We start from the raw sequence: 21625 nt of genomic DNA, 5'->3' as shown, positions 1-21625 counted from the left end.
ATGAAAAACATATAAATGTAATATGATAATACTATAAATATAGGTGAAATTTGAAGATAAAGGAGGAATTTATGAAAGAACATTCAAATTGTGGAATAGGAGTCGTAGCTGATATAAACAATATACCTCAACATCAGATAGTCAGAGAGGGTATAAAAATATTAAATAGATTAGAACATCGAGGAGGGACTCTAAGAGACGGTAGTGGCGATGGTGCCGGTCTTTTAGTCCAGGTTCCAAAGGATTTTTTTAAAGAAAAAATTGGTATAGATGGAGATTACCATGTAGCTATGACATTCCTGCCAAAAGATGAACTCTTAAGAAAAATCTGTATAGACATAATTCTAGAAGAGGTCTCTTCTACTGGAAGTGCTGTCATAGGCGAAAGAAAAGTTCCTGTAAAGGAGGAGATCCTCGGAACCAGTGCAAGAAAATCTCTTCCATATATATATCAATATTTTATAAAGATTCCTCAAAGTAAAGATAGTTTTTCTGCATATAACTTGAGAAGAAATATAGAAAAAAAGATTTCTGCTGAAGGGATATTTAAAAAAGATTTTTATTTTGCTTCATTTTCCAATAAGACAGTAGTTTATAAGGGACTTATTACTCCTAAACAATTCAATGATTTTTATAGTGACCTCTCAGAAGAAAGTTTTAAATCAGCCTATGTTATGATCCATCAGAGGTTTAGTACAAATACACTGCCTTCATGGGATCTGGCACAGCCATTTAGAACTTTGGAGCACAATGGAGAGATCAACACAATAAACGGTAATACAGCGTGGATTGAAGCCAGAAAAAATGATACTTATTCAAAAGAATATTCAAGGGATGATGTCGAAAACATCTTTCCCCTTACCAGTCCTGAAAATTCTGACAGTGCCAATCTTGACAGTGTAGTAGAATTTATGATGTATACAGGGAAGAAACTTCCTGAGATAGTTACAACTCTGGTTCCTCAGGCTTGGGAAAAAAATAATAATTTAGAAGAAAAATTAAAAGAGTATTATGAGGCCAAATCTCTAGTTATGGAACCTTGGGACGGCCCTGCAGGTCTTATTACATCTAATGGAGATGAGATCTTTGCCTCTTTGGACAGAAATGGCCTGAGACCTATGAGATATACGATAACTAAAGATAATAAACTCATTATCTCTTCTGAGATGGGAGTACTGGATACAGAATTTTCAAAAATTGCTCATAGTGGAAAACTAAGTGCAGGGGAATTTTTACACTTAGATCTCATAGAAAAAAAACTACTCACTAGAGATGAGATAATTGAAAGGATCATCAGTGGAACAGATTACAGTGAGGAGGTAAAGAATCTAAAAAAATATAGTAGAGCAGAGGTAGTGAAAGCTGATCTAACAACCAAAGAAGTAGAAGATCTTTTAGACAGATATTCATATACCAAGGAAGATATAGATATGTCCATAGAGCATCTAGCCGATGAGGGGAAAGAGGTCGTAGCATCTACAAACTACGATGTCCCTCTGGCTGTATTAGATGAAGATAATCCCAGACTATTCTTTGATTATTTTAAGCAGAAATTTGCTCAGGTAACCAATCCTCCTACGGATTCTATAAGGGAAAAATCAATATTTTCTATCACTTCTAACTTTGGAGGGAAGAAAAATCTTTTAGACCCAATAGAAGATAGGGGAACCATACACCAGTTTCCCTCTCCCATAGTAGAAAATAAATATATAGAAAAATTTAAACAAGTAAACTCCGCTGTGATTTCAACAGAATTTCAAGAAAATATGGAGGAATCTTTAAAAAGCATAATAGAAATCGCTATATCAAATGCAAAGCAGAATAAAAATATCATCCTTACGGATAAAGATACCAAAAGATCCATCCCTATATTACTTGCTGTCTCTGCAGTGCATCATGCTCTGATAGAAAAAGGATTGAGGGGAAAAATCGGCCTGGCTGCAGAAAGTGGTGAAATTCGTGAAGTTACTCATTATGCACTTCTTATTGGATACGGAGCAGACCTTGTTAATCCATACCTTGTATTGGAATATCTTGCCGTTAAGGAATTGAACACAGTTAAATATTTAAAAGCAGTCGATAACGGTATACAAAAGATAATGTCTAAGATGGGAATATCTTCTATAGCATCCTATAGAGGAGCCAAAATTTTTGAAAGTATCGGCTTATCCCAGGAACTATGTAGAAAATATATGGGGAATACATCTTCAGACCTTGACGGATTGGGCATACAAGACATCCAAAGAGAAGTTATCTCTAGAGAAAAGACCGGATATTCCCACAAAAAAAGTATCGGAGAGTTTATAGCTACAAAAAATGGCCTCTCCCATAAAAATTCATATGATATGATAAAAAAACTTCAGGAGGCAGTCTATTCAAAAGATTATACTAAGTATAAGGAATACTCAGATGACTTCCATAAGATAAAGGGAACTTTGAGAGATTATTTCATCCTGAATAAAAAACCTATCTCATTATCCCAGGTGGAATCGGAGGAAAATATACTAAAAAGATTTGTAGCAGGAGCCATGTCTTTTGGAGCTCTCTCCAAGGAAGCTCACGAAACTATCGCTATAGCCTTTAACTCCATTGGAGCTATGTCAAATTCCGGTGAAGGTGGAGAAGATATAGAAAGATTAAAAGATAACAGAATCTCCCAAGTTAAACAGATTGCCAGTGGTAGGTTTGGTGTAACAGCAAATTATCTTATGCATGCCAAAGAACTTCAGATAAAGATGGCCCAGGGAGCAAAGCCTGGAGAAGGTGGACATCTTCCGGGACATAAAGTCAGTGATTCCATTGGAAAAGTAAGAAATACAGTTCCGGGGACAGATCTTATCTCTCCTCCTCCCCACCATGATATCTATTCTATAGAAGATCTGGCTCAGCTGATATTTGATCTAAAAAATTTGAATACTGATGCTAAGGTAAGTGTGAAACTGGCCAGTGAAAAAGGTGTTGGAATAATAGCCAGCGGGACTGTAAAGGCAGGAGCCGATAAGGTAGTTATATCAGGATTTGACGGAGGAACAGGTGCAGCAGTTTCTTCATCTATGAAATTTACAGCTACTCCATGGGAACTTGGACTATCAGACACCCATAAAGTTTTATGTGAAAATGATCTGAGAGATCTGGTTAAACTCCAAGTAGACGGTGGGATAAAAACAGGATATGACATTATTGTTGCAGCTCTTTTAGGAGCAGATGAATATGCTTTTGGTAGTGGACTTCTTGTGGCTGAAGGCTGTATCTTCTGTAGAAGATGCCATACCAATTCATGTCCTGTAGGAATTACAACTCAGAAAGAAGAATTGAGAGAAAAATTTACCGGATCACCTGAAGATATCCTTACATATTTAAAGTTTATAGCATCTGAAGTAAGGGAACTACTGGCATCTATAGGAGCTAAAAGTATTGAAGAAATACTTGGTAAATCTTCCTTGTTATCTTCTGATTTAAGCTCTGGATATAAAAGATCTAAGCTGAATTTTGATCCTATCTTCAGAGAGGTTAGAAGTAAAAAAGAATACTGTGGAAATATAAACACAGTAGATCCTCTAAATAAAATGATTTGTCAGAACTCAAATCATGGGAACTTGGAATATCATGGAATAATTGATAATACAAACAGATCTTTTGGAACTACAGTAGCTGGAAAAGCTCAATTAGAAGCTTTCCATAATGACGGGAAAACAAATTTAAACATAAACCTCAGGGGATATTCGGGACAGAGTTTTGGTGCCTTTGCCGTAGAGGGGCAGAAGATAACCTTAGAAGGTTATGGGAATGACTATGTAGCCAAAGGTCTCTCTGGAGGAACAATTATAATTAAAAAACCAGAAGAGGTAGATTATTCATCTAATATGGGATGTATTGCCGGGAACACAGTATTATATGGAGCTACTGGAGGAGAATTATACTTAAATGGCAGCGCTGGAGAACGATTTGCAGTAAGAAATTCTGGAGCTTCTGCTGTGGTAGAAGGTATAGGAAACCATGGCTGTGAGTATATGACTGGAGGACATGTTGTTATCTTGGGAAGTACAGGAAATAACTTTGGAGCAGGAATGAGTGGAGGAGTTGCTTACCTGTTGAAAGAAAACTATTTAGAATCCAACATAAATATGGATATGGTAGAATGTTTTGATATCAATGAAAATGATCTGGAAATATTGGAAATTTTATTGAAAAAACATCTTGATTATACAGATAATAAGGTTGTAGGAGGCCTGCTAACAGAGGGAATCAAAAATAACTTTATAAAAATAGCCTCTAGAAGATATTTAGAAAAAACAAGGAATATATAAGTATATAGATAAAAAGACAGACATTTAAAAAATATCTGTCTTTTTTATTTATCAATGAGATCGATTTTATACCTTTTCCAGCATATGGTCTAATTTTTCTTTCTTAGTTTTTAAATATCTTTTATTCTCCTCATTAGGTGTAATTTCGATATTTTCTCTCTCTACAACATCTATCCCATAAGATTTTAATCCCTCTATCTTCTTAGGATTATTTGTCATAAGTTTAACTGATTTTACTCCTAAATCTTTCAATATCTGAGATCCTAATACATAATCTCTTAGATCTGCTTCAAATCCAAGTTTTTCATTAGCTTCCACAGTATCTAATCCTTCGTCCTGCAGATTATAGGCTTTCATCTTGTTATAAAGACCTATTCCTCTTCCTTCCTGACGAAGATATAGGATAACTCCCTCTTCTTTTCCATCTATAGTTTTCATAGCCTTATGTAGTTGGGAACCACAGTCACATCTACGAGATCCCAATACATCTCCTGTAAAACATTCAGAATGTATCCTTACCAATACCTCTTCTTTACCCTTTACATCTCCTTTTACTAAGGCAATATGTTCCTTATCATCCAAACAATTTTCATAGGCATGAAGGTTAAATTCACCCCATTGTGTAGGCATCTTTGCTACTGCAACTTCATTTACTAAAACATCATTTTCTTTCCTGTATTTTATAAGATCTTCTATACTTACAAGTTTTAAATTATGCTTTTTAGCAAATGTTTTTAAATCATCTAATCTTGCCATGGTACCGTCATCTTTTAAAATTTCACAGATTACACCCATTGGTTTTAACCCTGCTAAACGTGCAAAATCTACAGATGCTTCAGTATGACCATTTCTGATCAAAACTCCTCCATCTTTTGCTACAAGGGGAAATAGATGTCCTGGCCTATTAAAGTCATCAGCACCTTTATTTCTATCAGATAGATCTTTTATAGTCTGCACCCTGTCTCTGATAGATATTCCTGTAGTAGTATCTTTTGAATCCACAGATACTGTAAAGGCTGTTCCATGGGGATCGGTATTGTTCCCGACCATTTGATCTAACTTTAATTCCTTAGCTCTTGCTCTATCCATTGGGACACAAGTAAGTCCTCTGGCATGAGTAGCCATAAAATTAATCGCATCATAGGATACCATATCGGCAGCCATTACTATATCTCCTTCATTTTCTCTGTCTTCATCATCTACTACTATTATCATCTTTCCTTGTTTTATATCTTCAATTGCATCTTTTATATTATCTAACATAGTTATTCTCCCCTTTTTCAATTTTTTTAATACAACTTTTTTATTGATTTCAAAATTTAGTTTTCATAACAAGTCGAAATTATTGCTGGTGAAAACTGATATTTAGTAATTACTAAGCTTTAATAAAAGCCATTTTCAGCTAAAAAACCTTCTGTGATATTACTTTTCTTTTCAACATCTGCTTTTTCTTTAAAGTTCATCATTCTCTCTACATATTTTCCGATTAAATCGGTCTCTACATTTAGATGATCTCCTACACTTTTACTTCCCAAAGTTATCATCTCCTGGGTGTGAGGAATTAGTGATACACTTAAGAAATCATCTCCAAAATCTACTACAGTCAGACTGGCACCATCCAGGGTAATTCTCCCCTTTTCAACAACATATTTCATAAGTCGTGACTCAATCTTTACTACATAGATTTTTGCTATTCCATCGGAATAGATATTAGATATCATTCCTTCACCGTCTACATCACCTGTTACCAGATGCCCTCCTAAAGGAGTGGCCAAAGTTATAGATTTTTCTAAGTTTACCCGATCTCCAACCTTCAATCTTTTCAGGTTGGTTCTTTTCACACTTTCATGCATTATGTCAGCCTCGAAATAATCGCTGCCTATCTTAGTAGCAGTCAGACAGGTTCCATTAGTAGCAATACTGTCTCCTAATTTCGCCCCTTCAAGTACTTTTTTACACCTCAGTGTTATTTTAAGTGAAAGATCTCCTGTTTCCAGACCGATTACTTCCCCCATCTCCTCTACTAATCCTGTAAACATAATTTTACTCCTTATAAACTAAATTCTATTGCTACATTATCTCCATAGATTCTAAACTTTGCCTCTTTTAATTCTATACTTTCTTTCATATTTCCTATCTTAAATCCACTTACAAATGGGATGGCATTATTGTCTCCTGTGATTTTTGGAGCAATAAATATCTCTCCTCCATCTAAAGCTTTTTCTTTAAAAGCCATAGATATCATAGAATTCCCACCTTCTAAAAGTATAGAATCTATCCCTATTTTTCCTATTTTTTCCAATATCTCTGTCATTAAAAATCTATTTCCATCTAAAAATATAAATTTCACATTATATTTCTTTTCAAATTTTAGATGCTTTTCACTATCGATATTTTCTTTAGAGGTAACTATTATAGATTTATTATCCCTGTTATTTTGAATAAAATTATAGTCCTCTGGAGTTTTTAAACCGGGATCTATGACGATTCTATGGGGATTATTCCCACCGTCTATCCTTGCATTGAGCCTTGGGTTATCTCCTAATAGTGTATTTATCCCTACCATTATCCCCATATATTTATGTCGTAACCTCTGTACTCTTTCCCTCGATATCTCATTAGAGATCCATTTAGAATCTCCACTTTCAGTAGCTATTTTTCCATCTAGGGTAATAGCGCACTTTAAAAATAAATAAGGAATTTTTTTCTCTATATATTTAAAGAAAACAACATTTTGTTTTAAGGCTGTATTTTTTAAAACATTAATTTTTACCTCTATTCCTGCTTCTTCTAAAAGTTTAACACCTTTCCCAGCTACCAATGGATTGGGATCTAAAGTTGCGATTACACATCGTTTAATTCCCATTTTAACTATCTTTTCAGCACAAGGAGGGGTCTTCCCATAATGGGAACATGGTTCCAAAGTTACATATATTGTAGCGCCTTCAGCTCTTTTCCCTGCTTCTTCTAATGCAAAAACTTCTGCATGGGGACCACCGTATTTTTTGTGGTAGCCTCTTCCGATTATTTCCCCATCTTTTACAACTACTGATCCTACCATAGGATTTGGATTTACATCTCCCTCTCCTAAGGCTGCCAGTTCCAGGGCTAACTCCATATATTTTTCATCTAAATTCACCATAATTAACTCCCTTCCTCAGTGCTCTTTATGTTTATAGTTCTTCTTCTCTGACTATATTTTTAAGGTTTTATCCTATTGTTTGGATTAAGTTTACCATCTCGATAGCCGATACTCCTGCATCAAAACCTTTATTTCCTGCTTTAGTTCCAGCTCTTTCTATAGCCTGCTCAATTGTATTCGTTGTTAAAACTCCAAAGATTACAGGGATTCCTGAATCCATTGATACAGTTGCTATTCCTTTAGATACTTCTGCACATACATAATCAAAATGAGGTGTTGATCCTTTTATTACTGCTCCTAGAGCTATTACTGCGTCATATTTTTTAGTTTCTACCATTTTTTTAGCTATCAATGGCATTTCAAACACTCCTGGAACCCATGCCGCATCTATATTTTCAACATTTACACCATGTCTAACTAGAGCATCCTTAGCTCCTCCTAATAATTTAGAAGTGATAAATTCATTGAATCTCCCGCATACTATTCCTACTCTGATATTCTCTCCGTTAAAATTTCCTTCAAATGTTTTCATGATTTTTTTCCCCCATATATTTTATTTTTTTTATAAAAAAGCAACGTGACGTTGCATCCAGATTAGCCAAATTTATATTTTAATAATTTTTTACCACATCAGAATTTTTCTCTAAAGATTCTTAGATAATAAAAAAAGCCTCAAGTTTTACTTGAGGCTTTAGACTTCTAATAATTTTTTTAATTTATACTTTCCTAAAAAAAGACTTCCATATGGTTCTATTTCAGAATACCCCATAAAGGAAAAACATTTTAAACTATAAATTAAAATTTTATTAAATAACTTCTATCATCCAGACTATACTGTCGGTACTAGAATTTCACTAGTTCAGCTTACGCTCGCGGACTATAACCGCCGGTAGGGAATCACACCCTGCCCCGAAGTTTCTATTCAATTTTATAATTGATTATATCCTTAATTTTCTCTCTTTGTCAAACATTTTTTATAAATAATTCAAAAAAAAGACATAAATAACTTTTTTTAAACTTTTTTATATTTTTTACGTCTAATAAAGTAACTACAAACATTAAAAAAAATTAATTTATAAGATGTAAATTTATAAAACTTTTAATGAAGTTTTAATTTTTTTCTATCCATATAGGTGGTATACTCTATTAAGGAGTTATTATCACAATTATTTTGAGGAGGTGTATAAGTTGAAAGTGTTTCTTATATTAAAAAAGGGTGAAAAAATAATGCAAAAATTTAACAACAAAACATTACTTCTAGCATCTATAATATCTTGGAATCAAAGTTTTGGTGATTATGATCCTATGAAAATTATCATGGCCCTAGACAGTAGCGGCCAAATATTATTTAGTTCTTAATTTTTTTAATTTTAAAAGCCCAAGTCTAAAGACTTGGGCTTTATTATTTCAAATAATTTTTATCTTTTTGATTCTTTTATTTAACTATGAATCCACTGGCCATGACTTCACCATCGTAATTATAAAGTACCACACCTTGTCCTGGAGTTATGGCTCTAACCTTCTCCTCAGTGAAGTCTATCTTTATCTTGTCATTTTCTAAAACCTTTACACTACAAGGATGAAATTTATCTCTAGATCTAGTCTTTGCTTTTAATTTCATACTTTTTAAATCTTCTATCATTTCGCATCCCAAAAGATTTATTTTGTTAGCTATCAAATATGAACTAAATAACTCTTCATTATTTCCAACTATCAAACGATTTTTTTTGCTATCTATTTGAATAACATAAAGTGGTGTCGGGTAACTGATTCCTAACCCTTTTCTCTGTCCAATAGTATAAAAACTAACTCCTCTATGCTTACCGATTATCTTTCCATCTGTTGTTACAATCTCCCCTTCAGATGTAGCTTTCCCATCTGTCAGTTCATTTAAGAATTCGCCTAATTTACCATCCTCTACAAAACAGATCTCTTGACTGTCTTTCTTTGCATATACTCTGATATTTAATAGTTCGGCTAATTCTCTTACCTGAGGTTTCTCAAGATCTCCTATTGGGAACATTAATTTTTTTATATTTTCTTTTCTCATTTGAGACAGAAAATATACCTGGTCTTTATTTGGATCGTCACCTATTTTCAACAGACCATTTTCTATCTTAGCATAATGCCCGGTAGCTATAAAGTCAGCTCCATGAGATAATGCTGATTGTACTAATCTTCCAAACTTAATATGTCTATTGCACACCATGCATGGATTAGGAGTTCTTCCTTCCATATAGTCGTTTACAAAACTGTCTACCACTATGTCTTTGAATTCGTCTCCTAAGTTAATCATATGATGTTCTATTCCTAGATCATCACATACTTTTTTTGCATCACTTAAGTCTATATTTGTACTGCATGCTGATCCACTGGTCCAGACCTCCATTGTGATTCCAAAAACTTTGTATCCTTGTTTTTTTAACAGGTAAGCCACTGTTGAAGAATCTACTCCTCCACTCATTGCTACTGCTATTGTTACATTTTCATTCTTTGGATCATACTTTAAGTATGAATCTAAATTTTTTACCATTTCACTACTCCTTTTTAAGATTATAGGAAAAAGCTATATCTTAGTTTTTTATAAATGATGACAGAGTGATTGCCACTCCACCTAACATAATTATTACACTGGCATAATGCCTCAATGTTTCTAAAGTTTTAAATGTTATTTTTTTTCTATAATGAGATAATGCCCCTGTTATTCCAAACCACTGGGTTCCTCCACCGATTAGTATTCCCAAAGCAATTTTTAAACTAATGTGTTTTACATCTGTAGATACACCTAAAATTGCAAAAAGACCTATAAAGGTAAAGATCGAAAGTGGGTTAGCAAATGCCACTAGAATAGTTGTTACATAAGATCTTATATAACCAAAGTGATCTTCTTCTACAATATTTTTTATCTCTTTTCTGTTTCTAAAAATTTTATATCCTAATCCTAATATTAATATTCCAGATACTACCTTTATTTCTATTTGATAGTCACGTAATAAACCTTCTACATATCTAAATCCAAACAATGCAATAAGCCCGTAAAAAACATCTACTGTTATCATTCCTAAAGAGGATATAAAACCCTTATACCTTCCTTCAGATAGTGTCTTTTCCATGCAATATATAGCTAGTGGACCAAAAGGTAATGAAAGTATCATTCCACATATAATTCCATCTAATAAATGCACATAAATCTCCTCTTCTGCTATTTTATATGAACAATTTATTATATTATATCATATTCCCTCTATTTTTTCCTTCTAATATTCATACTCCATTATTGTTTCTTTATCTGTTCCTATATCAGATATTTTCATCATAGTCTTCCTTTTGGATTCGTCATATTTATATTCATATATCCAGTGAATTAAAGTTTCCCCCAAGCCATCTGTTTTTTTAAACAAAATCGGATCTCCATATTCATTATACTTATACTCTTGAACACTTTTTATATTCTGTCCTTTATCTTTGACAACTATTTTCTTTGGATTTTTTTCCACTTTAACTCCTCCTCATAAATTTAAATCTACCCCTAAAAAGGAGTAGATTTAAATTTTTATCTATAAAGTTTCTGCTATCTTTTTAACTTTTTTTGAAAATTCTTGAATAGCTTTTCTATTTTTTTCTTCATCATAGGTCAATAATTTTTTATCTTCTACAATCATCTTTCCATTTACAATTACTGTATCTACATTAGAAGCATTAGCTGAATACACCAATACTGAATATGGATCAAATATAGGCTGCATATTTGCAGATTTTGTTTCTAGAACTACTATATCTGCTAACTTTCCATTTTCTAGAGATCCTAATTCATCTTCTCTATGGATAGCTCTAGCTCCTCCCATTGTAGCCATTTCTACTACTTTATATGGCGGCATTGCTGATCTGTCTTTATTTGTTAATTTATGTAATTTTGCCACATATCCCATTTGACCGATTATATCCAGTGTATTTCCACTCATAGGTCCATCTGTTCCAAGTCCAATTCTAAGTCCATCATCAAACATCTTCAGCGCTGGAGATACACCTTTTGCCGATTTAATGTTGGCTACCATATTATGTGCTACCCCTATATCTCTTTTTTTCATAAGTTCAATATCACTGTCTGTTACGAAAATAGAATGAGCTGCTATGAATCTTTCATTCAATAGACCTATAGAATCTAAATATTCAATAGGGGTCATATTATATTTAGCTTTAAATTTATCAAACTCTTTTTGTGTTTCTGCTACATGCATAGAAACTGGAACATTATATTTTTTAGAAAGATCTCTTATCCTCTTTAGATCTTCTTCTTTAACAGTATGAGGTGCATGAGGTCCAAATCCAGGAGTTATCAATTCATCATTTTTATATTTTTCTACAAATTCTATCGCCATCTTCACCTTAGCGTCTCCATCTTTTCCGTCTGCTGTAGGATACTTAATGATATTCTGTGTCATTATACCCCTCAAACCGATTTCTTTTACAGCTTCTGCCGCACTTTCTTCAAATAGATACATGTCCACCATAGTTGTAACTCCGCCTTTAGCCATCTCTATAGAACCATGGATAGCTCCAGTATAAACCATCTCTTGAGATACCATCTTATTTTCTAGTGGGAATATATACCTATTTAATCTATCAGGAACGTCATCTGCTAAACTTCTAAATACACTCATAGAAACATGGGTATGAGTATTTATCATCCCCGGCATGATTATCCCACCGTCTGCGTCTATTGTTTTTTTAGAAGAATATTTTTTCAGTATCTTTTTATCTCCTACCTCTACTATCTTATTTCCCTTTACAATTACTACACCATCATCTAGTATTTCTTTTTCTCCATTCATAGTTAAAACTATCCCATTTTTTACTATTAGATCTACTTTTTTTGCAGCTTTTACTTCTGCACTATTAAAAGCAAACAATGAAACGATTGATCCCAATAACAATAATTTTTTCATATTTCCCCTCCGTATAATTTAAATTATTATATTATATCACTCTAATCTATATATATCCACCTATTAAAAAAGTGTCGCGGCGACACTTTTTTAATTTTAGCATTTTAAATTTCACTCTTATTTTTATTTCTGTTGACAATTAAAATGTTTTAATCTATACTGTTTACATATAAACAGTAAGGAGGAGGAATATGCTTTCAAAATACATAAGTATAACCTACAGACAATACCAGCATTATATGAGGGAGGAGTTAAAAAAATATAAGATTGGCAACAGCGACTACCCCATTTTACTCTGTCTCAATAATAACCCAGGGATATGTCAAAACGAAGTCTCTAGGCTGACTAAATTAAACAAAAGTCTGATTTCTAAAGGAGTCAAAAAATTAATTGAATACGATTATCTATATCAAGAAGATGATCTCCACCATAAACAAAAACAAAAATTATTTTTGACAAAAAGCGGAAAAAAGATAATTCCCGACCTAAAAAACATTATCACCCATTGGAAAAAAATCATTTTAAAAGATCTGTCGGAATCAGAGGTTGAAACTTTATTTACTATAATGAAGAAAATAGATCAGAATTCAATGACTATCACATAATAAGAACATTTAGGAGAGTGTATGAAAAACATAAAATTAGAAACAGAAAAAATACCAAAACTTTTATGGGAGTATTCTATCCCAGCCATCACAGGAACTTTGGTTTATATCCTATACAATATCGTAGACCGAATTTTTATAAGTTTTGGTGTTGGAAGATTAGCTATTGCAGGAATAAGTATAGCTTTACCGCTTTTCACGTTTATATTAGCAACAGGGTTATTTATAGGTGTCGGAGGAGGAGCTCTTATTTCTATAAATTTAGGACAAAAAAATAAAGAAAAAGCAGAGCAAATATTAGGGAATGCACTGACTTTATTTATTGGAATGGGAATTTTATTTTCAATTTTCGGGATCTTATTCCTAGATGATATCCTTTTATTATTTGGTGCTACAGCAAATAATATTAATTATGCCAAAGATTATATGTCCATCATCTTTTTTGCCACTACTTTTCAACTATTATTCATAGGAATGAATAATATTATGAGGGGTGAAGGGAACCCAAAAGCTGCCATGAAGATGAGCATCATAGGATGTGGATTAAATATTTTACTAGACCCACTTTTCATATTCACACTGGGTATGGGGATAAAAGGAGCTGCAATTGCTACAGTTATTTCAAATGTGCTTGTAGCAATACTCCAAATCAGGCATTTTTTAAACGGAGACAGCAATATAAAATTAAAACTAAAAAATTTGAAATTAAAAAAAGAGATCCTTCTAGGGATAGCCAGTATTGGAATAGCGCCTTTTATTATGCAGATGTCCAATTCTATCGTGGTCATCTTCATCAATAAAAATTTAAATATCTATGGAGGCGATATCGCTATTGCTGCTTACGGAATAATTAACAGTATCAGTGTTCTTATGTATATGCCTATTGTAGGAATATATCAAGGAAGTCAGCCTATCTTAGGATATAATCACGGTGCTAAAAACTTTAAAAGAGTAAGGGAAACGTATAAGCTATCTCTTCTAGTGGCTATGAGTATTTCAGCCATAGGGTTTTTTGCAGCTATATTTTTACCACATCTATTAATTTCACCATTTATCAATAACGATCAAACATTATTCGAACTAACAACAAATGCAACTAAAATATTTTTTAGTATGACCCTCTTCATGGGATTTCATATGATTGGAAGTAGTTATTTCCAGACTGTTGGAAAAGCCAAAATAACAACAGCTATAAACATCATCCGTCAGTTTATACTTATGCTTCCACTCCTCTATTTTTTACCTAAATACTACGGTGTAAATGGAGTTTGGTTAGCTGTTCCTATTACAGACTTCACACTAGCTCTAATCACATCACATTTTGTAATTAAGGAGTTCAAATCTCTAAAAAAGAAATCAAATTTAGAAGAGCAAGTTATAAAGGTATAGATTATTACAAAAAAAGCAAAAAGTGTCGCCGCGACACTTTTTGCTTTTTAAATTTAAATTTGATATTAAAGGTTTACCCTTCTAAGATCTCTGCTGTAGCTTCATAATATGGTCCTTCTTCATCTTCACCATATTCTACAAAAAAAGTAACTTGTAAATCTCCTAAATAGAATCCTACTCCATCTCCTTCTTTTTCTACAAAGTACTCTATCTTCTTTAATTTTGTTGTTAAAATCAACTCAGAGATATCTTCTCTCATCTCCACCAACTCTTTCATGTCTTCCTCTAAGTCAAAACCTAATTCACTGATCTTCTCACTCATTGCTACAACTCTTCTATCTAATTTTTCTTTCATCTCTTGATCTAATGTAATACTCAATATAATCACTTCCTTTAATGTTTTATTTCTTATTATACCATAAAAAATAAAACAAACTTATAATTCTTTCCTTCAATATCCACCCTTTAATTTTATAGCTTGCTATTCACGAATACCGTCTTTACTCTATCTGCTTTTTCCCTTTTTCCTCCTTCATTAACATTTTCATAAGAACCATATTTCTATGTTCCTCTAGAGTAAAACCTAACCATTTGATTTCCACTGTTTTTTTTCCTCCACTTAAAATCATTCATATATTTTCAATAAGGTATAATCAATAATTATCCGAAGTCAAAAAGTGTCGCCGCGACACTTTTTGACTTTTATGTATTTAAACTTTATATTACAACCCCTACTTCTCTAAAGGCCTTATAAAATTTCATAACCTTGAAATTCAAAAAACATGAACAGTATAATAGCTCAACCGCCAATATCTATAACAAATCTTATGATTTTTGCGAACAGTTCTTCAGATTGATTGATACTTTCGAAACTAAAAAACTAATGTTACACTGTTTAAGTAAACAATATATAACTTAGGAGGAATAAGATGGATTATGGAATTTTAAGCATTATCCCCCCAATTATCACCATAATTTTGGCTATAACTACAGGACAGGTGGTAATCTCTTTATTTTTAGGGATAGTCTTTTGCAACCTTATCTTAACAGATTGGAATCTGTTAACTTCATTAAATCAGAGTCTAAATGGGATTATAGACGTATTTAGTGAAAGTTGGGCTACCAAAACATTGATATTTGTATTTTTAATAGGTGGAGTTATGACCTTGATCCAGGTCTCTGGTGGAGTACAAGGATTTGTCGATTTCCTGACAAAGAAAAAAAGAATAATAAAATCAAGGCGTGGAACTATGCTTTTGGCATACTTTATAGGGATAGTAGTTTTTATAGAATCTAGCATAACCATCTTATTAGCCGGAACCATCACTAGAGATCTCGCCGATAAATATAAGGTATCTAGAGAAAAATTAGCATATATATGTGATTCTACATCAGCACCTATCTGCGGACTGATCCCGTTAAATGGATGGGGTGCTACTATCTTAGGAGTTTTGGCTGCCCAGGTAGCAGCAGGAGTTGTAGATATAAATCCAGTAACTATCCTTATAAAAAGCATTCCATATCAAGTCTATTCATATGTAACTATTCTCAGTGTTCTCTACTTTATTATCTCTGGTAACCATTTTGGACCTATGAAAAAAGCTGAAGACAGAGCCATGCTAGATGGAAAAGTTTTAGCCGATGATGCCAGACCTGTAATCGAAAAAGAATCCATTCATCTTCCTATAAAGAAGGGTGTAAAACCATCTATGTGGCATATGATCCTCCCTATTTTAGTTTTAGTAATAATGGTTCCCACCGGACTGTATATTACTGGCGATGGAGATCTCACTAAGGGAAGCGGGTCTACAGCATTGTTTTGGGCAATATTTGCAGTGACCACCTTTACAGGAATATATTATATAGGTAAAGGTATTATGAACTTAAAAGAATATATGGATTATTTCTATAAGGGAATCGGAGGAATGATCCCCGTTTCATCCATACTAATCTTTGCCTTTGCAATTGGTAATTCCATAAATGCCTTGGGAACGGGAAAATATTTAGCCAACCTATTAAATGGAGCTTCCATAAATTCTGCCTTTACAGGGGTAATAGTATTTATTCTAGCTGGAATAATGGCCTTTGCTACTGGAACATCCTTTGGTACATTCGCAATAATGATTCCTATTGCACTTCAAACTGCCGTAATCCTTGACGGGAATATCTACCTAGCTGTGGGAGCTGCTATATCTGGAGGTATTATGGGAGATCACTGTTCTCCTATATCCGACACCACCATCATGTCATCTATGGCAACAGCATCGGATCATATACATCATGTGAAGACTCAAATTCCATATGCCCTCTTAAATGCAGGAATAAGCTCTATTATATTTATAATATTAGGCTATCTCAGTTAACGTTTAGAAGAGATAAGTAAAATCAACTATTCAACTTATCTCTTTTGAAAAAATTAATTGACAAGTGTAGGAGTTTACTATATAATTTTCTATGTTAAGCATCAGTGGCGGAATGGTAGACGCGTAAGGTTGAGGGCTTTATGGGAGTTTTCCTGTGGGGGTTCAAGTCCCCCCTGATGCACCACGTTATCCCCCTACAAATTGGGATATATAATTAGATATTTAAAAAGCTCCCATTTTTGGGAGCTTTTATTAATTAAAGTATATATCAAACTGTGGGTTTTTCTTATTGTCATCATGCAACTCTATTCTATTGATAATAAATCTCATTACCTTTTTAGCATCATTAATATCTTCAGGTTCTAAATTTTCCATAACATCTATAAACAATTCTAAATTATCATTTCTTACTTCTAAGTTTTTTTCATTATCCCTAATCTCTTCTAATTCTTCTATTTCATTTTCATAGATCGATATATCATTTTTAATCTCTTTTACTAGATCTTCAAAATCATCATCTTCTATTAATCCAGAAGCAAAGCTTCTAGTTAATTTTTTTCTCTTGTTTTTAGATTTAGAAATTTTAACCTTTAGTTTTTCTATATCTAATGTATAATTGACAACTTTAAGATCTTCAGTATTATTTAAATCTTTTAATTCCTTTAAAGCATATATTTGTTTTAATAATTTAGTTTCCAATTTCTCTCTTGGAATTTTCAAGTTACAACGCTTATTATCGCACTGATAATAATGATAATTTTTTTTAGTATTTCTCAAAGTTGAGTTATACATCTTATTTCCACAAGCACATCTAATTAAACCGGCAAATAAAGCTCCACTAGTTGAAAATTCAATTCTTCTTTTAGAATTTAATTTTAGTATTGTTTGGACTTTTTCAAATATCTCTTCCGGCACTATTCCTTCATGCTCACCATCAAACACTTCATAATCTAACTTTGTTTTTTGTTTATGAGTCATTAAGTTTTTTTCTTTTTGTCCCCACTTCTTTTTACCTATATATACTTCATTTTTTAACATCCATCTTATTGATTCATTATTTCTATTAAATTTTTTTCCGGTCGCTGCCATAGATTGGCATCTCAGATAATAATCAAAAATATCATTAACTAATTCTGCATCCTCATTTGGAGTTAATTTTTTTTCGATAACATCATATCCCAGAGGAGCAGTCCCACCTGTAAACTGTCCAACTTTAGCTCTCTCATATTTTCCTGATTTTACCCTAATAGATATTTGCTTTCTTTCATATTCAGCCAATGATGCCTGGATTTGAAAAAATAACATTCCAGTGGCTGTAGTTGTATTTAGATCTGGCTGAGAAATAGAGATAAATTTTATATCTTGTTCCTGAAGCTGTAATACAAATTGGATCATTGTAATCATCTTCCTAGAAATTCTAGAAGCTTCGTAAACTACAAGTACATCAAAACTCCTCGCTTTTATTTCTCTCTGCAATTCTAAAAACCCATCCCTGTCATCTCTTCCACCAGACTCCACATCGGTAATAGTTTTAGTCAATTCTATATCTTGTGATTTTGAATAACTTTTACCTTTTTCAATTTGATACTTTAAAGATTCTTTTTCTTCTTGCATCTCAGTAGAAACTCTGCAATACAAAATTCCTTTAAGCATTTTTCTTTCTCCTATCCTGCTTAGTTTTTATTTTCTTTAAAAGTCTTAAAATTTCTATTTTTTCAATATTACCCATATTTATACCTCCTCCCCTGATTTTGATTTTTATAATTTCCTAAAATTCACTTTAAATCTCCACTGAAAACATTTTTTCTGGTAAACCCCTCTGAGAGTCTCTAAAACGAGTTTCTAGCGATTCCGACAAATTCTTGATTAATCTATCGAACCATCCTTACAAAACGCCTATATAACAAAATTAGAAAGCCGATTTTTCATGTAATCTTATCTAAAAATTAGATTTAAGAATTAATATATTATTTTTTATCCTCTAAAATATTTTATTTATTTGTTTTTATAAAATAAAAGCACACTATTTATATAGTGTGTTTTTATAAAATAAAAGCACACTATTTATATAGTGTGCTTTTATATCTCAAATATTAATATTTTTATGATTTTCATGTTTTTCACTATAGTGAAAAAAATTATTTATAGTTTTTTTCTTCCTATGTAAAGTGCATGATTACTATAACCAACTATTGATTCCTCTCTACAACTTTTAAAATGATAATTTTTATATACCTCAAATTCTTCATCCGAAAGATTATTCACCTTTTCAGGAAGAAGTCTTCCTAAACCATCTGTTGCGGCATTTTCTAATTTGTTTACGTTAAACGTTCCCAAAAATTCTTCAATTTCTTTAGGAGTGTAATAACATGAATCTGTCCAGAAATTAAATCCATCATCTTCACTTAAATATCCATCTGTTAAAACCTTATCTATAAAATCATTAGTTAAAAACTTTTTATCTTTAAAGAGAAGGTTAGAAAGAATATAATGTTTGTTTATATAAGCAATAGCTAAAATTCCTCCTGGCTTTAAAACTCTTAAATTTTCTTTTATACAGTTTTCTCTATCTTTGATATTTGTTAGATGATACATTGGACCAAGACAAAGAACAACATCAAAAGAGTTATCTGCATATTTTTCTAAGTTAGTTGCATTAGCTAATCCTACAGTAAGATTATTCATTTTGTTTCCTAAAGCTTTATTCTTTATTATTTCTACATGTCTAGGAACCAGATCTGTAGCAGTAACACAGTTTCCCTCATTAGCATAATGAAGAGAGTATCTTCCAGTACCTGCACCTGTTTCTAAGATTTTATCACTTTTCTCAATATAATATTTTAAAAGATATTTAGTTGTTTCAAATTCTAATGTGTTAGCTTTTGTCCTCATAAGTCTTGGTTCTTCATCGTACTTATTATAATAGTTAATTATTGTTTCCATTTTCTTTACACCCCTAGTCTTTAAAATTATAGTATTAAATATACTACAATAAAAAATGAATTTCAAGTTAAGCACACTATTTAGTTTTCAATGTCCAATTGAACAAATATTTAATTACTCCTACCTTCTACCTTCCCCAGCCTTCCATTTAATCGGCCACTATGGTCATACCTCTCATTTGTTTTACACTTCTTACACCGAGTATCATAACTCACTCCTAATCGATCGACCTTCGTTATAAACTCTTTTTTACATTTGGTGCATTTTCTGATCTTTTCATCTTTCTTGAGGTTAAGAATTTTATCTTTCTCCTTTTGATTTTTCTTTATCTCAACCTCATAGTCTCGATTGGAAATAATAAATCTTTGAAATTGAATTTTTCTTTTTCTAGTAAAAAAATACTTCTTGGTCCCCATAGGCTCTATATCACCTAACCAAAATTTATTAAGTAGTTCAATGTCTAAACCAAACTTAAAACATTGTTTTTTAGCATATTTCTTAGTATGAGGTCTGGTTTCTAATTTTTTTAAAACTTCTTTTTTAGTTTTCATTAATTCATAACCCCCTAAAAATTAAATACAACCGGTGGCTTTATGCTATAATCTATTTAGAATCACTGACACCTTCTGTAATATTTTTCTTTGGTCGGAATTTTTTATAGGTTGGTGATTCTGTTTGGCAGCCTTTTTAGATCTATAGATCTGAAGGCTGTTTTTTTATACAAACTTAATTTCCCCATAAGATCCTCCCATTTCCATTTTAATAGTTTCTTTTTGCAGATATGCCTCCAAAGACATACTCTGTATATCATTTTTATCTGTATATTCAATATCATGAAGAACCACTTTTTTTATTTTAGGCAAAATGTTAATCCTAAAGTAGTTCCAATCACCGATCTCTGTGTTATGCATAGGTCCCTCCATCTGAGATATACTTATTGAATCTTTTACATAGGACATTTTCCAACTCGGTATTTACAAAACATCCCTCCTCACCTTTGAAGGTTTGCTCCTTGACCTTCTCTCTGAGATCATTGATCTCAATCTCCCCCAATTTATTAACCATAAAGTTTATCTTTTCTTTCCTGGTGACTTTTTTTAATTCTACCGGTTCAACTATCAGGTGATCTTTGTCTCTCAAAATTGCTACCAAGACCTTGGAGTTCATATTTTTATTCTTCAGCTTTATAAATTCAATTACTTTTTTTACTTCCTCCAGATCCCCATTGGAGAACTCTTTGATATTTTTTAAAGTATTAGAATTCTGATTTTTAATACTAGCTTTAGACAGAAGGTCTTTTAAGTTTTTAAAAAAAGTATCTTCAGGGGCAGCAGTAGATCCTTTCTTTTTTGCTACTACTTCTTTTTTAGGTGTTCTTTTCTTGGGGTTCTTTTCTAGGAGTTCTTTGTTAACGCCATTTTGTCCTAGGGGTCGCCCCAAATTGTCCTGGGGGTCAGGACAATTTGGCTCAAGGGGTGCGCCATTTTGTCCCGGGGGTAGAACTACTTTTGAATTAAATAATTTTTTAGCTTCTTTTTCTAACCTTAAGATTGAAAATGTTCCTGGTGTGTTAAACTCACTTTTATTTAAATCTCCTCTTTTTACTATATGAGCTTTACTCACTAAGAGACCTTTTTTAGTCATTCTATGAACTCTTTTTTTAATAGCTTCTACTGTGGGATATAATAATGGAAAATCTTTTTGGATAGTTTCATAACTGATCCAGTGATAAGCTTTTCCATCTTTTATAATTTCTATCGTGTCATCAGATAAGCTGAAATCTCCTATTTTTCGGATTAAAATAAAGTCCTCAATATTCAATTTATGCTTTTCTTTCATTTCTAGAGCAATATCTTGTCTCATATTAAATATTGTATCTCTCATAAATTTACTCCTTTCAATAATATTTTTTTGTTTTTAAAATTAGCAC

The 21625-nt window shown here is 32.4% G+C and carries 19 protein-coding genes, 1 tRNA gene and 1 riboswitch; of the genes, 6 read left to right on the top strand and 14 right to left on the bottom strand.

The features are described 5' to 3' along the window. The first annotated feature begins 71 nt into the window (after positions 1-71). The gene (gene gltB / locus K337_RS0113110; protein WP_051251781.1) at positions 72-4307 is read left to right on the top strand and encodes a glutamate synthase large subunit; all 4236 of its coding nucleotides are present in this window, start codon (positions 72-74) and stop codon (positions 4305-4307) included. A gap of 66 nt (positions 4308-4373) precedes the next feature. Here the strand turns inward: gltB and K337_RS0113105 are convergent, their stop codons facing one another. The 4 genes from K337_RS0113105 to ribH all read right to left on the bottom strand — a co-directional run bounded on the left by K337_RS0113105 (position 4374) and on the right by ribH (position 7981). Next, positions 4374-5570, bottom strand: a complete 1197-nt coding sequence (locus K337_RS0113105) for a bifunctional 3,4-dihydroxy-2-butanone-4-phosphate synthase/GTP cyclohydrolase II (protein ID WP_028857002.1) — start codon at positions 5568-5570, stop codon at positions 4374-4376. A gap of 119 nt (positions 5571-5689) precedes the next feature. Next, positions 5690-6346: a riboflavin synthase gene (locus K337_RS0113100; protein WP_028857001.1), complete on the bottom strand. Its 657-nt coding sequence runs from the start codon at positions 6344-6346 to the stop codon at positions 5690-5692. Between the two features lie 11 nt (positions 6347-6357). Further along, entirely contained in the window at positions 6358-7449 is a 1092-nt protein-coding gene (ribD, locus tag K337_RS0113095; RefSeq protein WP_425414020.1) for a bifunctional diaminohydroxyphosphoribosylaminopyrimidine deaminase/5-amino-6-(5-phosphoribosylamino)uracil reductase RibD, read from the bottom strand. Positions 7450-7516: 67 nt separating this feature from the next. Beyond that, entirely contained in the window at positions 7517-7981 is a 465-nt protein-coding gene (gene ribH, locus K337_RS0113090; RefSeq protein ID WP_028856999.1) for a 6,7-dimethyl-8-ribityllumazine synthase, read from the bottom strand. Between the two features lie 276 nt (positions 7982-8257). After that, positions 8258-8370: riboswitch (FMN riboswitch) on the bottom strand. Between the two features lie 267 nt (positions 8371-8637). Between ribH and K337_RS19925 the strand changes: the two genes are divergently transcribed. Then, the gene (locus K337_RS19925; protein ID WP_156877378.1) at positions 8638-8808 is read left to right on the top strand and encodes a hypothetical protein; all 171 of its coding nucleotides are present in this window, start codon (positions 8638-8640) and stop codon (positions 8806-8808) included. 76 nt (positions 8809-8884) lie between these two features. Here the strand turns inward: K337_RS19925 and mnmA are convergent, their stop codons facing one another. The 4 genes from mnmA to K337_RS0113065 all read right to left on the bottom strand — a co-directional run bounded on the left by mnmA (position 8885) and on the right by K337_RS0113065 (position 12395). Continuing rightward, a complete protein-coding gene (mnmA, locus tag K337_RS0113080; protein ID WP_028856998.1) occupies positions 8885-9982 on the bottom strand; it encodes a tRNA 2-thiouridine(34) synthase MnmA in 1098 nt (365 codons plus the stop codon). Positions 9983-10022: 40 nt separating this feature from the next. Beyond that, positions 10023-10634, bottom strand: a complete 612-nt coding sequence (locus K337_RS0113075) for a LysE family translocator (RefSeq protein WP_051251780.1) — start codon at positions 10632-10634, stop codon at positions 10023-10025. Between the two features lie 72 nt (positions 10635-10706). Further along, a complete protein-coding gene (locus tag K337_RS0113070) occupies positions 10707-10946 on the bottom strand; it encodes a hypothetical protein (protein ID WP_028856996.1) in 240 nt (79 codons plus the stop codon). Positions 10947-11006: 60 nt separating this feature from the next. Beyond that, positions 11007-12395, bottom strand: coding sequence for an amidohydrolase (locus K337_RS0113065; RefSeq protein ID WP_037029916.1), 1389 nt, complete (start codon positions 12393-12395; stop codon positions 11007-11009). A gap of 191 nt (positions 12396-12586) precedes the next feature. Between K337_RS0113065 and K337_RS0113060 the strand changes: the two genes are divergently transcribed. After that, the gene (locus tag K337_RS0113060) at positions 12587-13000 is read left to right on the top strand and encodes a MarR family winged helix-turn-helix transcriptional regulator (protein ID WP_028856994.1); all 414 of its coding nucleotides are present in this window, start codon (positions 12587-12589) and stop codon (positions 12998-13000) included. A gap of 21 nt (positions 13001-13021) precedes the next feature. Next, positions 13022-14389, top strand: a complete 1368-nt coding sequence (locus tag K337_RS0113055; RefSeq protein WP_028856993.1) for an MATE family efflux transporter — start codon at positions 13022-13024, stop codon at positions 14387-14389. A gap of 73 nt (positions 14390-14462) precedes the next feature. Here K337_RS0113055 and K337_RS0113050 read toward each other — a convergent pair whose 3' ends face one another. Continuing rightward, on the bottom strand, positions 14463-14768 hold the full coding sequence (locus K337_RS0113050; RefSeq protein ID WP_245584900.1) for a hypothetical protein: 306 nt from the start codon (positions 14766-14768) through the stop codon (positions 14463-14465). Positions 14769-15318: 550 nt separating this feature from the next. Between K337_RS0113050 and K337_RS0113040 the strand changes: the two genes are divergently transcribed. Together K337_RS0113040 and K337_RS0113035 are read left to right on the top strand one after the other, a co-directional pair. Next, on the top strand, positions 15319-16752 hold the full coding sequence (locus K337_RS0113040; protein WP_028856991.1) for a Na+/H+ antiporter NhaC family protein: 1434 nt from the start codon (positions 15319-15321) through the stop codon (positions 16750-16752). A gap of 98 nt (positions 16753-16850) precedes the next feature. Continuing rightward, positions 16851-16936: transfer RNA gene (locus tag K337_RS0113035), tRNA-Leu, on the top strand. Between the two features lie 68 nt (positions 16937-17004). Here K337_RS0113035 and K337_RS0113030 read toward each other — a convergent pair. From K337_RS0113030 to K337_RS0113000, 5 genes are all read right to left on the bottom strand, one after another. Continuing rightward, a complete protein-coding gene (locus tag K337_RS0113030; protein ID WP_028856990.1) occupies positions 17005-18405 on the bottom strand; it encodes a recombinase family protein in 1401 nt (466 codons plus the stop codon). A gap of 489 nt (positions 18406-18894) precedes the next feature. Beyond that, positions 18895-19695 (bottom strand): class I SAM-dependent methyltransferase, encoded by an 801-nt coding sequence (locus K337_RS0113020; protein WP_028856989.1) that lies wholly within the window; start codon positions 19693-19695, stop codon positions 18895-18897. Positions 19696-19805: 110 nt separating this feature from the next. Continuing rightward, complete coding sequence (locus K337_RS0113015) at positions 19806-20246, bottom strand: hypothetical protein (RefSeq protein WP_028856988.1); 441 nt, start codon at positions 20244-20246, stop codon at positions 19806-19808. 165 nt (positions 20247-20411) lie between these two features. Beyond that, positions 20412-20606, bottom strand: a complete 195-nt coding sequence (locus tag K337_RS0113005; protein ID WP_028856987.1) for a hypothetical protein — start codon at positions 20604-20606, stop codon at positions 20412-20414. Next, the gene (locus tag K337_RS0113000) at positions 20599-21579 is read right to left on the bottom strand and encodes a hypothetical protein (RefSeq protein ID WP_028856986.1); all 981 of its coding nucleotides are present in this window, start codon (positions 21577-21579) and stop codon (positions 20599-20601) included. Before K337_RS0113000 ends, K337_RS0113005 begins: the two co-directional genes overlap by 8 nt. Positions 21580-21625: the final 46 nt, after the last annotated feature.

The sequence above is a fragment of the Psychrilyobacter atlanticus DSM 19335 genome, from assembly GCF_000426625.1.
Lineage (GTDB): Bacteria > Fusobacteriota > Fusobacteriia > Fusobacteriales > Fusobacteriaceae > Psychrilyobacter > Psychrilyobacter atlanticus.
The sequence above is the reverse complement of the archived record's forward strand: the minus strand, read 5'-3'. Positions and strand labels throughout refer to the sequence as shown.